Here is a 20,753-nt window from a genome sequence, read left to right on the forward strand (position 1 = left end):
TACCTCCAACCGGGGTAGGTTGAAAGTGTATATGGGCATGAGCGCCGGCGTGGGAAAGACCTACCGCATGCTGCAGGAGGCGCACAACATGCTGGCCGCTGGTATTAATGTGCAGATCGGTTTTGTGGAAACACACGGCCGATCAGAGACACACGCCTTGCTTGCCGGGCTGCCGGTCATACCGCTTCGGGAAACCTTCTACAAAGGGAAGCGCATGAAGGAATTCGACCTGAATGCCACCTTGTTACTTGCACCGGAATGGGTGATCGTGGATGAGCTAGCGCATACCAACATTCCCGGCAGCAAGCACTCCAAGCGCTGGCAGGATGTTATGGAGCTTATTTCCGCAGGGATAAATGTGGTCACGGCAGTCAACATCCAGCATATTGAAAGCATCACCGAAGAAGTGAAGCGGATCACTGGCGTTGATGTTTCGGAACGCGTGCCAGACACTTTTCTTCGCCACGCAGATGATGTAGTGAACATTGATCTTTCCGCAGAAGACCTGATCACCCGCCTCCGAGAAGGAAAGATCTATGATCCGGCGAAAGTGGAGACGGCGCTGAACAACTTCTTCCAGCCCGATAAGATCCTCCAACTGCGCGAACTGGCCTTGAAGGAAGTGGCCGGACAAGTGGTGCGCAAGGTGGAGAGCGAGGTGGACCCGCCCAAGCAAGTGCGCCGCGAGCGGCTGTTGGCATGCATCAGCAGCAATCACCTAACCGCCGGGCGGATCATCCGCAAGACCGCACGCCTCGCCAACTATTACAATGGGGATTGGTTCGTGCTCTACGTGCAGACGCCGGAGGAAAGCTTCGACCGTATACCGTTGGACCGGCAGCGCCACCTGTTGAACCACTTCAAGCTGGCCGTGGAATTGGGCGCTGAAGTGATCCAGGCCCAAAGCGGCGAAGCGTCCGGGATCGCGGCGCTGGCCAAGCTCCCGTTGAAGGTGCTCAACCTACAAGTGACCAGCGTTAGCGACGCGATCCTGACCACTGTGCGGGATAGGAACATAACCACGGTGTGTATCGGCAAGCCGCATTTCAATATCTTTCAGATCATTCTACGTTCGAACGTCTTCAACAAATTGCTCAATGCCTTGTCCAGCAATAATGTGGACTTGATCATCCTCTCTTGAAATGACGCTCAGTATTCGCGAACGTCTCAACTTGGCATGAAAACGAAAACCCGCCTTGTGTTGTGGCTCGGCATCATGACGATGCTGGTATTGATGATGGCAGCTGTAAGCCTCGGCACCATCTGGAATCTTAGGATGGAAGGGCGCAACGTATTGACCGCGAACTATAACAGTATTGGATATGCGCAACTCATGCTCGAGGCAATGGATGCCGAAAGCGATACTACCCGTCGTTCCAAATTGCTGTTGGAGCTACTCGCGAACCAATCAGCGAACAATACTGAACCCGGAGAGAAGGAATTGACGGAAAAGTTGCGAAGATCCACCACCGCTTACCGCTCCAGCCCCGACGATGCCCAGACAACGCGTACGTTGCGGATGGACATCAACAAAGTGATCGACATTAACCGTTCCGCCATTGTTCGCAAAGCTGCACAGGCCGAGCACAGGGCTGAATTGTCCTACATCTGGATCAGCGTCACCGGTACATTGTGCTTCCTTATCTCGTTCAGCCTTTTCATCAGCTTGCCTGAACGGATGGCCGAACCCATCCGCCTACTTACCGAAGGCATCGATCGTGTCGCTGCCGGTAGCTATCGCCAACGCGTGGAGATCGAAGGACACGGTGAATTCGGCCATATGGCTGAGCGCTTCAATGTCATGGCAGGCCAACTGGAACACTGGGAGAACAGCAATTTGGCGATGATCATGACGGAGAAGAGCCGCGTTGAAGCGATCCTCAACAGCATGGTGAACGCTGCGTTCGGTGTGGACCACGAAGGCCGTATCATTTTCGCGAACCTTAAGGCAGTGGAACTATTAGGACTGGGGGAAACAGAGTTGGTGGGGCGAAACATCGATGAACTAATTGCGCGGAATGACCTCCTGCGCTATGTACTATCCGATGGGGAAAGCCGCCCGTTCAAGGCCGTTGTCGGTGGTAAGGAGCAATTCTTCACAAGCAGTCAGGCCCCGATAAGAAGTGTGAATGGCGATCTTGGCACCGTCCATCTATTGCATAACATCACCCCCTTCCAAGAGCGCGATGAAGCACGAACGCATTTCCTTGCCACCATCAGCCATGAACTGAAAACACCGTTAGCGAGCACCGATCTAGGGCTCGGCCTCCTGGAGAACAGCCCGACTTTGGGCGACGAGCAACGCGCGATACTCGATGACCTTCGCAAAGATCATCAGCGTTTGGTGCGTATCGTAAGCGAACTGCTGGATCTTACGCAGATCGAGACCGGTCGCATCCGTGTGGCGTTGGATGATCATTCCTTGAGCGCGATCGTGCACAAGGCCGTTAGTGCACTTCACACTGCAGCTGATGCAAAGCAGGTGCGGATCGACGTCCAGTTATTACCAGACGACCTACTCGTACACGCGGATGCCGAAAAATCCTCGTGGGCGCTGATCAACCTGTTGAGCAACGCGGTGCGCCACAGTCCGCCGCAAAGCACTATCTCATTGACCTGCAAGATACAAGGTAACACCGTGCTTCTTTCGGTAAGCGACCAAGGTCCCGGCCTTACGGATGAGCAGCACGCTCACCTCTTTGAGCGCTTCAACCCACATGCGACCAGTGGGAGTGGATTGGGCTTATCCATTGCTCGGGATTTCATGCGCGCCATGAATGGTGAAATATCCCTCTCGGCCACCAGTGAAAAAGGCTCGGTGTTCACCATTCGCTTTGAATGTGCTTCCACAGGATAGGGACCACTTGGTGTTACTTCGCGGTATGACCGGACCTTTCCGCCTGCTCATAATCGATGACGAGCCACAACTACGGAATATGCTCCGGCGTGTTTTCGAAGGCGAGGGCTATGCCGTTACAACTGCTGAGACCGGTGCTATCGGCCTTTTACGGATGAAGGAAACACCCTTTCCCGTCGTGCTATGCGACGTGAAATTGCCGGATGCCAACGGCGTAGAATTGACGAGTGCACTTCGCTCGATCGCACCATCCGCAGAAGTCATCGTAATGACCGCCTTCGGCTCGATCCCCGATGCAGTTCAGGCCATGCGGAACGGCGCATTCCAATACTTGGTGAAAGGGGATGACAACGCGAAGTTGCTTCCCACGGTCAGCGCCGCGCTCCAACAAGCGAACAGCCGGGATATCGTTCCGCTTGAAGTCTCCTCGGATCCGTTCGCGGGTGTGATCGGTCGTTCGTCCGCCATACAACAGACCATCGCGCTTGCCCGGAAAGTGGCGCCAACGGAAGCCACTGTGCTATTGACCGGGACCACCGGCGTAGGGAAAGAAGTATTTGCGAATGCCATCCATGCAGCCAGCGCACGCGCGGGACACGTAATGCTAGCCGTGAACTGCAGCGCACTCAGTGGCGAGCTTTTGGAAAGTGAGCTTTTCGGCCATGTGGCAGGTGCATTCACCGGAGCGGGAAAAGACAAAAAGGGATTGATCGAAGCTGCTAAAGGAGGCACGCTTTTCCTGGATGAGATCGGGGAAATGCCTTTGGCGCTACAGGCCAAAATTCTGCGCGTACTCGAGACGGGCGATTACATCCGCGTAGGGGACACAGTTCCTCGAAAAGCCGATGTTCGCTTTTTAGCTGCTACGCACCGAGACCTCGCATTCGATAGTACCAATGGTCGCTTCCGCGAAGACCTCTATTACCGGCTGGCCGCGTTCGTCATCCGCATACCCGGCCTAGCGGAAAGACCTACGGACATCGAATTGCTTGCAAAGTTCTTTTTGCAGCGCTTCGCCACCAAGCTCCGAAAACCGATCACAGGTATCGACAGCGCTACCTTGGAATTATTGTCCGCGCATGCATGGCCGGGCCAAGTGCGCGAACTGCGGAACGTGATCGAACGTGCATGCATCCTCTGCGACGCGCCGCTCTTGGATGCGCCCTCCTTGCCGCTTGAATTACAGCGGCCCCGCAGCAACTCGTCCACCTCTCCGGTCTACGATCTTGAGCATGTGGAACGCGAACACATCCGTCGCGTGCTGCAACACACCGGTGGCAACAAAACGTTGGCTGCAGCTTTGCTGGGGATCGGTATCACCACGCTTTATGCGAAATTGAAGAAGTGGGAAGGATAACGTACAATTCAACCTAGCCAGCTCAGGCTCGTCCTTCTGGAGTTCAGGTCAATTATGATTACTGAACAACAGGATCAGTTTTTGACGAACCGCTTCAATACAGCTCCGCGTGCGGTTATCACCTTCGCTGTGTAAATGCCTTCGCCCAGATCAGAAATATCTATTTCCATTTTCTCCTGGATCAGCGACTGTTGACGAACGAGTCGACCTTCCATGGTGTAGAGTTCTACCGCGCTACTTGACACCCCTTGTTCAGTCTCGATCGTGAGCTGATCTTCCACCGGATTTGGATAAAGAACCACTGCATCGTTTTCCTCATTTTCCTCTATGCCAACGCTACAGTTATGCGTAACGGACGGAAAATTCAGATAGTCAATTATATAAAATTGTCCCTGATAATGCTCCTCAAGTAAAAGGGTTGGATAATAAGTTCCTGTAGGTGGCGTATCGGTCCATGGGGAATATAGATCTATGGTGGCATACTGCTGCCCCGGAGAAAGAACGCTGGCAAACATATAGGTAAAGATGGCCCATCCCGATATTGAACCTCCCAAATATCCGGTTGTAGAGTAAAACAACCTCATTCTCATCGAACCGCTAGTGTATTCGATGTCATTATTGTATACAGTGCCTCCAATGAGGTTCGTTTCTTGCCCATTACAATAAGCTGTAAACGACCAAGTTCCGTTCAAAATGACATCGGTTAACGTGACGTCACCTTGTGGCTCTGTACCACTTGGACCCGTAGCGTTCATCAAAACAGGATCGTGGCTGGGATCCGTTCCTCCTAACAAAGCTCCGCGATGGAACCTTGCACCTGAGTACTTCGGCCCCATGGGAACAGCGGTCTGCACGGCACCTTCCCCTCCGAGAGAAGCTTGTACACCAGCACTACTGCCGACATCATTCGAAAATTCGAAACCTTTGTCAATAACTTGACCAATGGACGAAACACTGGTGGTTATATAAAGCAATCCTGAAAGAAGTCCTGTTGATCTCATTGGAAGTTGGTTTTATCGAGGTGGATGGATTCTTATTGAAGACGCAAATCAACATCGTATATCAAAAGAATCATATACCGGTAAACCGGTATTTTTACGAGGGGGCCGTCCGTTTGTGATCCGCGTCCGTTAAGCTCCTAGTGACTCAAGTCGGTAGCTGGTAATGGGCCTTGGATGAAAGACTCCGTTAGATCACACCCGGAGTTGCGTGCGGTGTTTAGCATCGCGATCAACAGATCACTGCCGCATTATCCGCTGATACTGTGCACCAACTTCAAAACCAGCTTTACTCAGCATTGCTATCACATATTCCTGCGATTCTGCGCACCAACTTCGAACATCGCTTTAGTCAGCGGTTCATTTTGCTGCGTACAATCAACACCATGTTCCGCATTGGAATCCCCATGCAGAACAAAATGACCGCGATAAATAGCCAATTCTCCCATTCATTCCAGCGAAATCGGAAGGTCCCGTGTACGCCTGAACTATACATCAACCACATCCTACAGGCTGCAATTCCAATCACCATAAGTGTAAAGTAGATCAGATTCATCAATGGTCCTCGCATCAGTTAACACCTATTCCGCCGATACTTCGCTACGACCACCAACATCGCCTCCGTCAACTGCCCGGGCGAACAATATTTCGTCGCCTCCATCAACTGTTTCTGAACAAAGCACTTCCTTCGCTCTAAATATACTGAAGATCTAGCAGTGTGTATTGTCATTCCTAATGGATCAACCCGAATTTCAAGCTTTCACCTTCTGAACCTTTCTCGCTCTTGAAGCCCGTTTCGCAGCAACACGCTTCGGAAATTTCGGCAACTGCCCTTGGTAAAGCGTTTCAAAACGGAAACACATTTCCCAGTCATCCCAAAAGACATCTACGTTCTTGTGCAGTTTGAACTCACGGAAGCGAGTAATAACTCCCACCCTACTTACGCTCGCTCTAACCAGTACTACTTGCTCTTGAACCTTTTTAGAGCTTTATCCAATTCATCGGGTTTACTTTCATCCAAAGCTTTGCTAAACTTCTCGAATTCAGCCTGTGCAAATACTTCTGCTTCTTCATGGCTAACCTTACCACCATGCAACAAGATCTCGCGTTCATTTAAGGTTAAAAAATCATGCAACTTCTTTTTCCAATCCGCCATGTGCATGGGTTTCCGCTGTACAGCTTGTAGTTCAGCGAATTCCAAGTATTGGTTAACGATCCGATTTAAATGATCGAGTTCTTCAGACCCTAAATAATTTTTCGCAACGACCACATCTTGCTTCCGGATTTCTGTTGTGGGCCAGTTGGTCAAACCCATATTCAGCTTGGAGGCATCCGCTCTTTGCATTACCACTTCTGCAGCAGTATGCCCGTGAATGGCCCAATGAAATTTGTTCTGGACACTTGAGAAAAAATCCCGAGAGGCCTCAACCGTACCATTATAATCAATACTTGTAGCGTATATGTCGCAGACCTTTCGGTAGAATAATTTCTCGCTGGTGCGAATGTCCCGGATCCGACTCAGCAGCTCGTCGAAGTAGCCGTCACGCGCCTGCTTCAACCGGGCATCATCCAATACGAACCCCTTAATAATGTATTCTTTGAGCCGCTCGCTTGCCCATCTTCTGAAGTGTACGCCCACATGACTGTTAACGCGGTAACCAACCGATATGATCATGTCCAGGTTGTAGTGTTCTACCAACCTTTTCACATTCCGCCGGCCTTCCCGCGCAACTGTAAAGAAATCCTTTACAGTTCCCTCAGCGTCCAATTCGCCATCAGCAACTATGTTCTTTATGTGTTGCCCTACATTCTGCTTGGTGGTCTGGAACAGATCGGCTAGCTGGTTCTGGTTTAGCCATACGGTCTCTTCCTCCATACGAACGCTCACCTGCGTAAAACCATCCTTGCCCTGATAGATCAATAACTCACCTTTGCTCATGGTCATTACCCGACTAGTTTTCTGTCAACCGGGACTTGGACAAGATAGTGAAGTTGAACGCATTTTCGCTACTTGTAAGCTTTAACCCAAACCCAAATTTGTCGATCTTGGAATGCGTGGACGAAACGCTAGTAGAAGTTGGTGTGCTTCGCGTGACGGATTGCAGCGGAAAGCCCGCAAGCGAGGAGGAACGACGAGTGCTGACTTGTAGCGGAAAGCTGAAAATCACCACGGTATTCGGCTTTCTTGATGTGGATGTTTTCGGGAATGTTCATTTTACACGACGGGTAATACGCAGTGATTTGAGAGGCTTTGTGCAGCACCTTCAACAGCTTGGTGATTATTCGATGCTTTGAACGTAGCAGCTACGGGATCCATGCCGTTCGGACGGGCTTCCATGGTGCAGCTATGATCTTTGGGTCCGGTCTTGTCGGCGTTCATGTCCTGTAAGTGTACCTCCACACGCTTAATGCGGTGAGCATAGTTGCTCAAGGTCTTCTCCACAACAGCGCGTACATGTTCGGCACAAGCCTCGGTGCCTTCAATATTCTTGTCGGTATTGATCTGTATTTGCTTGTGGTCAAGGTACGGATTAAAACGTTTTCCCGACCACAATACAACTATTCAACTATGGCAATTTCGGTTCCAATTGCACGACGATCCAACCGAGTGAGATTCTGACCATTGAAAAAAAACGGATGTCACGGAAAGTCTGCTACCACACCATCAACGGATCATATCCGTGATCAAAGACATCCAAAACGTGGACCTTCACTTCTTCTTCCGTTCAGCAGTCGATCAGGAAGTTGTCAATGGAAAAAACCTTTACTTCTTCGTCTACATCGGCCTTTAGCGAATCCACAGCACGCTTGGCTTTCAACAACGCGTGTTTCGAACCGCTGCTAAGGATTTCCGAAGTGCTTGCAACCAAAAAGTGTTCTTCTTCATTGGCAACTAGTTCTGTTGGTTCATTGCGAAGCGGTAGCGTGGCCATGAATACAAAGTTGCAGGCTTTAGCGTCAGGATCTTTAATTGAGGCTGAGGCCATATGTTTTAAATTAACAAATTCCTCCGCTACAACCAAACGAAACTCAACCAAAGGATCAGTGACCTTTAAGCAACCATGCGGATCGTCTTTCGTCTACTCATTATGCGCACATTCATACTTTTCATTACGTTGGTGGTATCGTGCATACCAACACTTACGGCTCAGCCTTGGATCCGGTCATACAACACCTCTTGGAACCCACCTCGAGTGGAACAACTCGGGAATGGGGATGCCTTGTTCCATGAAGAGCGTGGAAGCGGCATTATGCGTACCACGCCCAGTGGAACTATCGTGTGGCACCGGAGTTATGGTGTGGCGATCCAAAAAGTTGCCGAACAGGCCTCCGGTGCGCTAGTGGCCCTCTGTGTGGTTCCCGATGAGGTGCTGTCCGGCGTGAGCCATCCGGCTATCTTATACCTCGATGCCCAAGGTCAACCCACGGCGCCGCTAACAGTGATCGGGGTTGATGTACAGGTCTACCATTGGTTCGATCTGGCCTTGGCCCCGAACGGCAACATCATCGTGAGCACGCACAGCAATGGTGGAAATGGATCTGTGCATGCGTTCAATGCTAGCGGGGTACACCTCTGGTCAAGGAATGGCAATGGGCGTACTCCCTCACGCATGGTGTGTAGCAGCGATGGATCGATCTACGCTGTCTATGGGCCGCTCTTGATGAAATGGAGCGCCAATGGCGACCTGATCTGGCGGAAGACCATATCCATACCCGCTGGTTCGCTCGTGTTGTGGGAGATCCTTATCACGGCAGACATTCCGGTCGTGCTTGCCCTCTATGGTGTACCCGGCCAACCCACACGCCCCGCGCTTGTCATGTTCCATAGCGATGGAGCGGTAAGCAATGCGGTCACATGGGCATTACCGCAGTTCGAACATAGCCTATCCTATACTGGCTTCGCCGCCACACAGGATGGTGGTATCGCCATTGCAGCCAGCTTCACCAGCAACACACCTGTGGTGCAACGGGGAGCCATCATCACCACATACGTTGATCCGCTGCTCGCCAACACACGTTGCGAAGAAGTGGATCTTGGCTACACTACTTTGCATGATGTAGCATTGGCCAGCAACGGTGGTTTATACGTTGTCGGATACTCGCCAAGCAACGGAACGCCAGGTGGCACCATGCTGATGCGGACCGATAACAACTGGCGGCTGGGGGACTGTGCCTCCTCCACCTCTTCGCTCAACGTTCTGCTGGCACCCACGGCCACTGCTTCCACCGGTCAACTTCCGATCGCGCTAAGCACTGTAATGACCACCCGCGCCGTAATGACCACCGTGGAAGCTCAAGCAGTATATCCCGTGTGCGGCGCAGGCGACCGAAGCGCCGTGCGCCTGCGTGTGCTGCTTGGCGGTGCGTACAACGGTACGACCGGACTGATGCGCGATGACCTGCGTACGAACGCTATGGTGCCACTTACCGAACCTTACACCGCATTGGGTTACAACCACATCGGTGTACCCGGCGGGCTTACCACGCAATCACGGTTGGACGTCATCGGATCACAAGCAGTGGTGGATTGGGTGTTCGTGGAACTGCTCGATCCCAACGGCAATGTAGCATCCACACGCACAGCTTTACTGCGACGCAATGGCACGGTGACCATGCCGCATGGCAGTGCCACCATCGTTTTCCATGTTCCCGCGGGCACCTACTACGTGCGTATTCGGCACCGCAACCATTTGAAGGTGGTAAGCGCGATACCGCTCGCGCTGGGCACCAACCCACTTCTGGACCTTACCACCGCACCCACCTTTGGCACCGATGCACAACAGGTCCTTGGCGGTGTGGCCATGCTGTGGCCGGGCGACGTTATTGCCGATGACATGGTGCGCTACACCGGCCAGAGCAACGACCGTGACCTCATCCTACAAGCGATCGGAGGAACCGTCCCCACAAATTCGGTCACCATGTATGCTGGTACAGATGTGAACTTGGATGGTTGGATCCGCTATACCGGTCAGGACAACGATCGTGACATTATCCTACAGACCATCGGAGGTGTTGTACCAACGAACACACGGCATGCACAATCTCCTTGATCTCGGATCTCATTGATTCTTCATGCGCTTTTACTTATGCCAGGATAGTGCCCATCTACATTCCGCCGATACTGCCCACCAACCTCAAACATAGCCTCAGTCAACTGCATAAGCGAACAGTACTTCGTAGCCTCTATCGATTCGTGCTTCGCTATCATTCGTTGTTCTTCTTGATGCGCAATATCAACACCACGTTTCGCAATGGAAGACCGAAGCAGAACAGAATGACCGAGATAAGCAGCCAGTTCTCCCATTCTCCCCAGCGAACTCGGAAGGTGCCATGGACGCCTGCGCAGTACATCAGCCACACCCAAAAAGTGATAAGTCCGATTACCACAAGGGTGAAGTAGATCAGGTACATCAAAGGTCCACGCATCAGTGATCACATATTCCGCCGATACTGCCCTCCAACTTCAAACATAGCTTCAGTCAATTGCCCAAGAGAACAATACTTAGTAGCCTCCATCAAAACCGCGAACATATTCTCATTCTTAACCGCAGCAGCCTGCAACGTCTTCAACCATGCGGTGCTTTGTTCAGCATGTGCTTTCTGCAAGCCTTCAACCATCGTGATCTGGTACTCCTTTTCTTCTTCGGTGGCGCGGATGACTTCCTTCGGTAATACCGTTGGTGAACCTTTGCTGCTTAGGAAGGTGTTTACGCCGATGATCGGGAATTCGCCGGTGTGTTTTAGGGTTTCGTAGTAGAGGCTTTCTTCTTGGATCTTGCTGCGCTGGTACATGGTTTCCATGGCGCCCAACACGCCGCCGCGCTCGGTGATGCGGTCGAATTCGGTGAGGACTGCTTCTTCTACCAAGTCGGTGAGTTCTTCGATGATGAAGCTGCCCTGCAGCGGGTTTTCGTTTTTTGCTAAGCCGAGCTCTTTGTTGATGATGAGCTGGATGGCCATGGCGCGACGTACGCTTTCTTCTGTAGGTGTGGTAATGGCTTCGTCGTAGGCGTTGGTGTGCAGGCTGTTGCAGTTGTCGTAGATGGCATAGAGCGCTTGTAACGTGGTGCGGATGTCGTTGAAGTCGATCTCTTGTGCGTGCAGGCTTCGGCCACTTGTTTGGATGTGGTACTTCAGCATCTGACTGCGTTCGTCGGCTCCGTATTTCTGCTTCATGGCCTTGGCCCAGAGGCGGCGCGCTACCCTACCGATCACCGCGTATTCCGGATCGATCCCATTGCTGAAGAAGAAGCTGAGGTTGGGCCCGAACTTGTTGATGTCCATGCCCCGACTGAGGTAGTACTCCACATATGTAAAGCCATTCGCCAACGTGAACGCCAACTGACTGATCGGGTTCGCGCCAGCCTCTGCAATGTGGTAACCGCTAATGCTTACTGAATAGAAATTCCGAATGTTGTTCGCGATGAAATATTCCTGCACATCGCCCATTAACCGCAACGCGAATTCGGTGCTGAAGATGCACGTATTCTGCGCTTGATCCTCCTTCAGAATATCGGCTTGAACGGTGCCACGTACTTGCGCAATGGTCTCTGTTTTGATCTTCGCATACACATCCTTCGGCAACACTTCTTCACCGGTAATGCCGAGCAACATCAATCCAAGACCATCGTTTCCTTCGGGTAACGCACCTTGGTATTTCGGACGTTCCAATTTCTTGTCGTCGTACTTCGCCTTCAGTTGTTTTTCGACGTCCTTCTCCAACTTGTGTTCGGTAATGTATTTCTCACAAGTTTGGTCTACGGCGGCATTCATGAAGAAGCCCAACAACATCGGGGCAGGACCGTTGATGGTCATGCTCACGCTGGTTAGGCTGCTCGCAAGATCGAAGCCGCTGTAAAGTTTCTTGGCATCGTCGAGGCAGCAGATGCTCACACCACTGTTGCCCACTTTGCCATAAATATCCGGACGACGGCCGGGATCGTTTCCGTAGAGCGTTACGCTATCGAAAGCCGTGCTCAGTCGTTTGGCGGGCATGCCTTTGCTCACGTAATGGAAGCGCTTGTTCGTACGCTCCGGACCACCCTCGCCAGCGAACATGCGCGCGGGATCTTCACCGGTGCGTTTGAAGGGATAGATGCCCGCCGTATACGGGAAGAAACCGGGTGTATTTTCTTGCATCGCCCAGCGCACTTTATCGCCCCAGCTCCGGAATTTCGGTAGCGCCACTTTCGGGATCTTCAAATGCGAAAGTGATTCGGTGTGGTTCGGAACTTTGATCTCCTTGCCGCGAACGGAGTACGTAAAGAACTCGCCGCTGTAACGCGCCACCTCAGCGTCCCAGCCGGTGATCATCGCCCAGATGTGGGGGTCGAGGTCTTTTTTCACTTCTTGAAATTTCCGAATAAGGGTTTCGATTTCCGTGGAGGTGGAGATGCGTGAAGTGGTGATAGGTGATGAGTGAAGGGTGATGGGAGCGCTCACGTTGCCGGTAGTTGTCCATTCACCATTCACCAAAGACCATTCACCGTTAATAAGATCTGGTCCTCCAAATGTGATGACCGCAGAATGCAAACCATACAACTGATCCGCAACATTCGCTTGCTTGTTAACATGCGCATCATAGCGCCTATTGCTTTCGCTGATCTCGCTTAGGTAACGGGTACGCGCTGGTGGGATGATCCACACCTTCTCGCTCATTTCATCGTGACCTACGAACTTGCTGTGGAAATCGATACCGGTCTTGGCCTTGATCGTCTCCATCAACCGCACGTACAAATTGTTCGTACCGGGGTCGTTGAACTGGCTGGCAATGGTTCCCACTACGGGTATCTTCTCATCGTCGATATCCCACAACTGATGGTTGCGCTTGTACTGCTTCTTCACATCGCGCACTGCATCTTGCGCACCGCGTTTGTCGAATTTGTTCACCGCAACCACGTCGGCGAAATCGAGCATGTCGATCTTTTCCAACTGAGTGGCCGCACCGAATTCGGGTGTCATGATGTACAACGAAACGTCGCTGTGGTCGAGTATCTCGGTATCACTTTGGCCAATGCCACTGGTCTCCAACACGATCAGATCGAAGCCTGCTGCTTTCAGAATATCCACCGCTTTTTGTACATGCTTGCTCAACGCCAAATTGCTCTGGCGCGTTGCCAACGAACGCATGTAGATCCGCTCGCCGCGGATGCTGTTCATGCGAATGCGATCGCCCAACAACGCGCCACCGGTCTTGCGCTTGCTCGGATCTACGCTGATCACACCGATCGTTTTGTCCGGCTGATCGATCAAGAATCGACGGATCAATTCATCGACCATGCTGCTCTTTCCCGAACCACCGGTACCGGTAATGCCCAACACAGGAGCCTTGTTCGCAGCAGCTTTCTTTTCGATCTCGTCGCTCACCTTCGCATACACTTCCGGGTGATTTTCCGCAGCGCTGATCAATCGCGCAATGGCCGGCCAATTCTGTGGACTTAGCTTTTTAGCTTCGCCATTCACCTTATCACTTAGGTCATAATCAGCCTTCTCCAGCATGTCGTTGATCATGCCTTGCAAGCCCATCGAACGGCCGTCATCCGGATGGTACAAACGCGTAATGCCGTATGCGTGCAACTCCTTTATTTCCTCCGGCAAAATGGTACCACCGCCACCGCCGAAGATCTTGATATGCCCCGCACCTTTCTCCTTCAGCAGGTCGTGCATGTACTTGAAATACTCGGTGTGCCCACCTTGGTAGCTGGTCATCGCAATGGCGTGTGCATCTTCTTGGATCGCGGTGTTCACCACATCCTCAACGCTACGGTCATGCCCCAAATGGATCACCTCGGCACCCGTGGCCTGAATGATCCTACGCATGATATTAATGGCGGCATCATGCCCATCGAAGAGCGATGCAGCGGTTACGATCCGAATTTTGTTCTTGGGGACGTATGGCGGGGCCTGGACGTAGGTGGACATGCTGCGAAGATACTTAGCCGCTCTGCGGAATGGAGAATGGAGAATGAAAAATGTAAAAGTTTGAATACCGGTGAAATATGAGCGTTCAAATTCGTTCAGATCAGGAACGGTACAATAATTAGCATACTACCAATTGAGCATATCCTCAACCACCCTACTTTCACCACCCACACATTCATGCCGCATATCCACTTCCGTTCTCTGATTACCGTCACGGCTCTGACCATCGTTGCATACGCAACAGCCCAAGACAACGCCATCACCAACCGCTTCAACGGTAACTGCGGCCTACACTTGAGTGACAGCGGGTTTGATGTTCACACTGAATTCCCAAAACCATCACTTACACCGTAAACCCGAAGAAGCAGTTTCTGCTCACACAGGGCGAGGTACTTACGATTCGGTATTGATCTAGGCTTATGTAGCACATTCTCAGTTTTCACGCTTAACAACATTTTGTGTGAAAAGGGGCGCGTTCACATTGAAAAGGCAGATATGACCACATTTACCTTCGATGTTGCCGTAAGTTCGCAACTAACGTATTTGTTTATTCCATGCGTATTACCGTTGTCATAATCAGTTTGTTGCTTTTAGGTGTAAGTGCTTTCGCGCAACCACCAAACAGTAGCTGCGCGACCGCTCAAACACTTTGTGGACAGCAACCAGTGGCAGGTAATAACACAGGACCAGCCGGCATCCCAGGCTTTTGCACGAATACAAATAATGTGATCTGGTATACGTTCACAACGAATTCAATCGGAGGTTCTGTGGATGTAGATATCACCGGTATCGATTGCCCGCAAGTTGCTAATATGGGTAATCTGTTGACCGCCCTTATTCTCAGCGGAGATGGATCTTGTGCATTATCCACATTCGTGGCAGTGCCACCTTGTGTTGCAGACTCGCAGGACTTTTCATTCATTACACCTCCGCTTAACCCATCGACCCAGTATTGGTTAATTGTTGCGGGCGAGTCCAATGGTAGTGCACTCAATGCAGCCCAATGTGATTTCACCATCGAAGTCTCCGGGGTTGGCGCAAATATTGTCGGTGTTGACTTAAGTGCCGGTCCAGATGTCTCGATCCCGCTTGGTGAAAGCATTCAACTTTCTGGTGTTGGAGCTAGCTATGATTGGTCGCCTCTGAACGGTCTCAGCGAGAATGGTATACCCAACCCTATTGCTTCGCCAATTATGACCACAACATATGTCCTCACATCCGTAAGCAGCGGATGCACGTACAGAGATTCTGTTCTGGTCGAAGTCATTCAACCAATTTCGGTTGGGGAAAGTGCCAAACCGAATTTCTTCGCACTCCACCCCAATCCTAGCACTGGTCAATTCGCATTGACATTCCCGCCCGGTGAGCATGTTATAGAAATCTTTGACCCGCTCGGCAAACGGGTATTTCTCCATAGATCAAACGGCGGACAAGCTCTCGTTAATGCATCTCACCTAGTAACTGGCATTTATATGGTGCGGATTGACAAAGGAAGTTCATCTATTCGGTGGGTGAAGGAATAGTCGAATTGCTTTGGATTTAGAAGTCAGATCTATTCACTACTTGATGTTGGTGACTGGGTCGTAACTGTCAAATAGACAGCACCAATGCGTTACTATTCAAGCATTCCCGCATTGGTCGTAACACACCTCTACGACCATCAATCCACAATGTCCCAGCTTCTTCGTTCAACCCTTGTAGCGCTCCTATTTTGTTCGGCGTCGGCTGCACACGCCTGCACCTTCTTCAAAATAACCAAGGACGGAAAGTCCATCATTGGGAACAACGAAGATGCATGGAGCATCAATGCCCGCGTGCGGTTCGTGAATGGTGGGCCGGGCCAATACGGCGCTGTGTATTTCGCGCATTACAACGGTAGCCCTATGCGACAACCGATCGATCAAGGCGGTATGAATTCCGAAGGGCTTGTGTTCGATGGCCTGAGCGTTGAGGAAACGGAGATCTCGCGAAGACCGAACACGCGCATCACCGATTTCGCTACGTTGATGCCAATGATCATGCATACCTGCGCAACGATGTTCGAAGCAGAGAAGATCATCCGCATCTATACTATACCTACGTTGGGCCATGCGATCGTTGTGCTTGTTGATCGGAATGGTGATTACTTGGTCGCGGAAGGCGATACACTTTACACCGGTAACGACGCGACCTATGCACTCGGCAATTTCCGAATGTCACGGTGCGTGGACCTCGATGCAGTTCCTATTGAACGTTATCAGAACGGTCGGGCAATGCTGTCCGACAATGCGAATATTTCTATCGCCTTTGGAACTTCGGTACTCGATAAGATGGCAGCACGGAGGGGCGCACACGATGAACGAGCGGGCCTGACCGGAACGCTATACAGCAACGTGTACGATCCGCTGAATGGCGTGGTACACCTCTATTTCTATCACGACTACAACAGCGTCCGCAGTTTCAACGTGAATGAAGAACTGGCAAAAGGCGATCATGAACTGGACATGGCATCGTTCTTCCCCCGGAATGCCGACTATGAAAAGTTGGTTGCCTATCGAACGCCGTTCCACCAACGGTGGTTGTTCTATTCGCTTGTCGCGTTCGCGGGCATGACCGGGATCATCATGCTCTATTGCGCCATCGGATTACTGTGCCGTTCAATTGCGAGGATACGAGGGGCTTCAACGACGGGGACATACGCGTTGTTGACCATGTCCCTATCAGGTGCTGTAGTGCTCATCGCCATTCCCATCCTATTACTGAACGAAGGGGTTTATTATTTCGGCTTTGGATATGCGACAGATGCGGTCTCTGCAATCCTGAAATACATACCTGCACTGAGTTGTTTGCTCATGCTCGGACTGATCTTTTTCGCGTATCGCGCATGGCAAAGTGATCAACCGTTCGCCTATCGCTGGTTCTTGATGCTGAATACATCGATCACCGTTTTAATGGTCGGATTGTTCGTTTATTGGGGAATGTTGATCCCTTAAGGAGTGCGATCGCTCCTATTTTAGACCCATGCTTCGCGTCGCTCTCCTACTTTCACTCGTGGTTCCGCTGTTCATTTCCGCGCAGATCTGGTGCCCGCCCAATGCAACGTGGAAATGGAATACTTCCAGCTTTGAACGTGAAGGAAGGACCGAACGGCACTACGTTGGAGATACGTTGATCGACGGCAGAACGGCTCAACGGATCCATGTTACAGGTTTTAGTGTGAATACGACCGGAACACCCGACACGCTTTTCATCGATCAATACCGGTTTACTTCAATAGAGAATGACGTGGTTCTGCTGTGGTCCATTTGGAACGGGCCGCCGGAATGGGACACGTTGTATTGGTTCGGAGCAATGCCCGGTGATCGTTGGTATGCACCCGGGGATGACGGCGAATGCGGCCCAACTCCAGCCGGTATGTATCAAGTGATGGATACAGCTACCGTGATCATTGATGGTGTTCCGCTGAGAGAACTTCAGCTATCCGATGTGGATGAATTCGGAACGCCATCCGGTGATCTACACACGCTTACGGAACGTATCGGACTGGCCAATGGATCGTTCAATTTATTGAGCGGATGTATCCCTCCGAACCAGACCGAAACGCTGCTCTGTTATTTGGACAATGGGATCGATCTGGTCACGGCATTCGGCGAATTCAGTTGTAGCTCGTTGGTCGGTATTGGGGACATTGCACGTGACGGATCCGCGAATGTCTTTCCGAATCCAGGGTCAGAATTCGTTACCATACAGCTGTCTTCAGGTTCATCTCAAGTGGATATCCTGGATCAGGAAGGTCGGCTCGTTAAGCAAGGGTTGGCAGTAAGTGGATCTGTTACCATCAACACGGAGCTACTCGCCCCAGGTGGCTACTTCATTCGAAAGTCCGACATGCAAGGCGTTAGATCGTATGCCTATTGGGTAAAGTACTAGATCAATAGGGGATCAATTCCCCGCTACCCGTGATATCCGTTTCTAAAAAACTGAGCGGCACATCCCGGTAATACACATCCCCAACATCGCGGAGTTGAACAGTTAATCCTTCCGTGGCCCAGCACCGGATATCACTTACACCACTGTTGTTCACATTCACGAAGCGAGCACTCATTCCGGATGCATCCATCGGCGACATGATCCCGCTATACAGGTTCGCAACTTGATCGCAACGGCCGTAAAGTTTAATGTCACCAGCACCGGTATGCAGGTCGACATCGAGCGTATTCACATCCACTGTCAAGGTCGTGGTTCCTTGAGCATTGAATTGATCTATACTGAAATGATCGCGCACCAAAGTGTCCGAATTGGTCACGTTCCCAGTACCGCGTAGTATGAGTTTAGCCACGTCAGCGATAGAAACACCAACGGTTATCCGCGGCTTGAAACTGCGCACCCAATTGCAGCGGTTGCCGTTGGTGATATAGAGCACACTATCGCGTACTTCAGTGCTAACTTGATCCAATAAATTACGACCTGCTGTTATCGAAATGGTATGCGATGAACGCTCTTCAAGTACGAGATCAATTCTGTCGTTCAGGTCTACGGTGGTGAACGATTCGAGCATACGGATCTCTTCACGCTCCTGACCCGCTCTCGTTATGCAATCATCCAATTGCTCCTGTTGGCAACCAGCTAAAAGAACCACTCCGAACAGTATGTGCCACCTGTTCACCATCTGTATCCTAGCCCGAATTCCCAGTGATCCGCCACTGCATAATGACTCTTCAATCCTACGTGTGTTACCAGATGCTTGCCTACGTTATACCTGCAACCCAACCGATGAAAGAACTTCTCAGCTTCCGGTTTTGGTGTGTACATGTAGTAGCCCATTTGCAATTGCAACTCACCTCGGCCGAACAACAAGGCATAACCGCCATGGATCCCTGCTTGCGTGTATGCCAATCGACCTTCCTCCTTCAATTCCGGATAAAGCGTACCCAACGCTCCTTTATTGAACAGGTCCACACCACCGCTCACCGCTGACTTTTTAGTGAGCCGCCATTGCACTTGCCCGATGACGGAATACACGCTGTATTGTCCGCTCTCCGGTCGGCCGGTCTCACTCATAGCAAAGGCTCCAACAACACTGTACGTTCTGCGAGGTCTTTCAAGTTGCGTGGTATCCGGCACATGCACATAAGGTTTCGGCTCGCCAAGTGAATAACCCATACCAACACTTGCAGACAGCAAATTCAATCCAAGGTTCGGTAGCGCGACGGATCCATTGCTCCAATGGTCGATCCCTAACCCGGTGTTCAACATCATTCGACCCAACTGCAGCCTGTATTGGGCCATGATCTGGATCGCCGTATTCACTGCGGATCCGATCGCGATCTGTTTGCTGTTGATCCTTCGCTCGAACGGTTTTGCCACATAACCGATCCCCCATCCTAACTGCATACCGAATGACCCACGCTCACCTTTTACCAGCGGCAAATGCAAGTAAGGCAGCAGACGAACAACAGTACCGATCCGATCGGGATCGGCCATGCCGGCGTACATGAAACCAACTCCACAGCTAGGACCGCGATAGTGATGATGCCATGCACGATCTCCCAGTAATTGACGCTCAGCATATACTTCCGTTGCTATACTATGTCCTTGCACCAGGATCCAACTGCTGGGTCGGTGTGGCCATAGAAAACCATAATGTAAACGCGCTCCGATCTGCCACGGACCATCAGCACATGAAGCATTCATTGGAATTAGAAAAAAAACGCTCGCAACAACCGAATAGTACTTATGCAGCAACGAATGGCGCATCGTTGGGTGCATAGCGTTTGTGGCCGAATTGGCGCATGTATAGATCGTAGATCATTCCATCAGCCAATCCCACTTTGGGAACGAAGACTTCTTCAATATCAGCCAACTTCATTACGCGTAAAAAGATGTCCGATGCTGGTACGATAACGTCCGCTCGATCTGGACGCAATCGCAACAACTTGATGCGATCCACCATTGAATAAGCGGCGATCCTATCCCGCTGTTTCTGAATATCCTGGATACTCAATGGTTCACCGAAACGGTTGCCATTCTCCTTGAAAATCCTGTTGATGTTTCCACCTGTCCCGATGCCGATCCCGGCGCCGTGCTGCCCTTTGGTCTCTTCCAAAAATGCCGCGATCTCATCCCACACATCATCCTTCACTTTTCCGGCCAAACTTCGCACAGTACCAATGGCGAACGACGCACTACGCAAGCGCTTTCCTCCTTCCAACCAGGTCAGCTCGGTACTTCCACCACCTACATCGATATACAAATAGGTACGATCCTTTAACAGGTCCTGTGTCCAGAACGTGTTCACGATCAGGTCCGCTTCCAGTGTTCCGGCAATGGTCTCAATATGTACTCCGCTTTCCATCTCCACGCGGTCCATTACTGCCTTGCTATTGCTTGCTTCGCGCATCGCACTGGTAGCGCAGCAACGTAAATGCGTAACGCCATAAACTTCCGTGAGCAATCGAAATGCCTTTAAGCCTTTGATCAAGTAGTCGCATTTGGCTGAACTGATCTTCCCGTCCGCGAACACATCCTCGCCCAAACGAATGGGGAGCCTTACCAAGGTCTGCTTCTTTACGATCGGATGATCATCTCGCTCGATCACCTCCGCCACCAGAAGCCTAACAGCATTGGAACCGATGTCGAT

General features: G+C 51.3%; 16 protein-coding genes. 7 read left to right on the plus strand and 9 right to left on the minus strand.

Going from position 1 to position 20,753, the window contains the following annotated elements; all coding sequences use genetic code 11:
• The first annotated feature begins 31 nt into the window (after window positions 1–31).
• The 3 genes from IPF95_17670 to IPF95_17680 are packed head-to-tail and all read left to right on the plus strand — an operon-like array spanning window position 32 to window position 4,214.
• A complete protein-coding gene (locus IPF95_17670; protein ID MBK6476511.1) occupies window positions 32–1,141 on the plus strand; it encodes a sensor protein KdpD in 1,110 nt (369 codons plus the stop codon).
• Window positions 1,142–1,177: 36 nt separating this feature from the next.
• A complete protein-coding gene (locus IPF95_17675; GenBank protein ID MBK6476512.1) occupies window positions 1,178–2,857 on the plus strand; it encodes a HAMP domain-containing protein in 1,680 nt (559 codons plus the stop codon).
• A 25-nt stretch (window positions 2,858–2,882) separates the two neighbouring features.
• Window positions 2,883–4,214 (plus strand): sigma-54-dependent Fis family transcriptional regulator, encoded by a 1,332-nt coding sequence (locus IPF95_17680; protein ID MBK6476513.1) that lies wholly within the window; start codon window positions 2,883–2,885, stop codon window positions 4,212–4,214.
• Between the two features lie 74 nt (window positions 4,215–4,288).
• Here IPF95_17680 and IPF95_17685 read toward each other — a convergent pair whose 3' ends face one another.
• The 4 genes from IPF95_17685 to IPF95_17700 form a co-directional block, all read right to left on the minus strand.
• Window positions 4,289–5,215, minus strand: coding sequence for a T9SS type A sorting domain-containing protein (locus IPF95_17685; protein MBK6476514.1), 927 nt, complete (start codon window positions 5,213–5,215; stop codon window positions 4,289–4,291).
• 958 nt (window positions 5,216–6,173) lie between these two features.
• Window positions 6,174–7,151 carry a virulence RhuM family protein gene (locus tag IPF95_17690; GenBank protein MBK6476515.1) on the minus strand — a complete coding sequence of 326 codons (978 nt, stop codon included), beginning with the start codon at window positions 7,149–7,151 and terminating at the stop codon, window positions 6,174–6,176.
• A 276-nt stretch (window positions 7,152–7,427) separates the two neighbouring features.
• Window positions 7,428–7,766: a ribosomal subunit interface protein gene (locus IPF95_17695; protein MBK6476516.1), complete on the minus strand. Its 339-nt coding sequence runs from the start codon at window positions 7,764–7,766 to the stop codon at window positions 7,428–7,430.
• A gap of 172 nt (window positions 7,767–7,938) precedes the next feature.
• Window positions 7,939–8,250, minus strand: a complete 312-nt coding sequence (locus IPF95_17700; GenBank protein MBK6476517.1) for a hypothetical protein — start codon at window positions 8,248–8,250, stop codon at window positions 7,939–7,941.
• A gap of 24 nt (window positions 8,251–8,274) precedes the next feature.
• Between IPF95_17700 and IPF95_17705 the strand changes: the two genes are divergently transcribed.
• On the plus strand, window positions 8,275–10,263 hold the full coding sequence (locus IPF95_17705) for a hypothetical protein (protein ID MBK6476518.1): 1,989 nt from the start codon (window positions 8,275–8,277) through the stop codon (window positions 10,261–10,263).
• Window positions 10,264–10,417: 154 nt separating this feature from the next.
• Here the strand turns inward: IPF95_17705 and IPF95_17710 are convergent, their stop codons facing one another.
• Both IPF95_17710 and IPF95_17715 read right to left on the minus strand, forming a co-directional pair.
• Window positions 10,418–10,624 carry a hypothetical protein gene (locus tag IPF95_17710; protein MBK6476519.1) on the minus strand — a complete coding sequence of 69 codons (207 nt, stop codon included), beginning with the start codon at window positions 10,622–10,624 and terminating at the stop codon, window positions 10,418–10,420.
• 21 nt (window positions 10,625–10,645) lie between these two features.
• Window positions 10,646–14,134: a methylmalonyl-CoA mutase family protein gene (locus tag IPF95_17715; protein MBK6476520.1), complete on the minus strand. Its 3,489-nt coding sequence runs from the start codon at window positions 14,132–14,134 to the stop codon at window positions 10,646–10,648.
• 554 nt (window positions 14,135–14,688) lie between these two features.
• On the opposite strand from IPF95_17715, the gene IPF95_17720 reads away from it, so the two are divergent.
• The 3 genes from IPF95_17720 to IPF95_17730 all read left to right on the plus strand — a co-directional run bounded on the left by IPF95_17720 (window position 14,689) and on the right by IPF95_17730 (window position 18,043).
• A complete protein-coding gene (locus IPF95_17720; GenBank protein MBK6476521.1) occupies window positions 14,689–15,657 on the plus strand; it encodes a T9SS type A sorting domain-containing protein in 969 nt (322 codons plus the stop codon).
• A gap of 84 nt (window positions 15,658–15,741) precedes the next feature.
• Window positions 15,742–17,106 carry a hypothetical protein gene (locus IPF95_17725; GenBank protein ID MBK6476522.1) on the plus strand — a complete coding sequence of 455 codons (1,365 nt, stop codon included), beginning with the start codon at window positions 15,742–15,744 and terminating at the stop codon, window positions 17,104–17,106.
• 28 nt (window positions 17,107–17,134) lie between these two features.
• A complete protein-coding gene (locus IPF95_17730) occupies window positions 17,135–18,043 on the plus strand; it encodes a T9SS type A sorting domain-containing protein (protein MBK6476523.1) in 909 nt (302 codons plus the stop codon).
• Window position 18,044: 1 nt separating this feature from the next.
• On the opposite strand, the gene IPF95_17735 is transcribed toward IPF95_17730, so the two are convergent.
• From IPF95_17735 to IPF95_17745, 3 genes are read right to left on the minus strand one after another with little or no spacing between them, the layout of a single operon-like run.
• A complete protein-coding gene (locus tag IPF95_17735) occupies window positions 18,045–18,782 on the minus strand; it encodes a DUF2807 domain-containing protein (protein ID MBK6476524.1) in 738 nt (245 codons plus the stop codon).
• Complete coding sequence (locus IPF95_17740) at window positions 18,776–19,870, minus strand: acyloxyacyl hydrolase (GenBank protein ID MBK6476525.1); 1,095 nt, start codon at window positions 19,868–19,870, stop codon at window positions 18,776–18,778. The genes IPF95_17735 and IPF95_17740 overlap by 7 nt, the downstream gene beginning before the upstream one ends.
• Entirely contained in the window at window positions 19,848–20,711 is an 864-nt protein-coding gene (locus IPF95_17745; GenBank protein MBK6476526.1) for an exopolyphosphatase, read from the minus strand. The genes IPF95_17740 and IPF95_17745 overlap by 23 nt, the downstream gene beginning before the upstream one ends.
• Between the last annotated feature and the right edge of the window lie 42 nt (window positions 20,712–20,753).

The organism is Flavobacteriales bacterium (assembly GCA_016704485.1).
Taxonomy (GTDB): domain Bacteria; phylum Bacteroidota; class Bacteroidia; order Flavobacteriales_F; family PHOS-HE28; genus PHOS-HE28.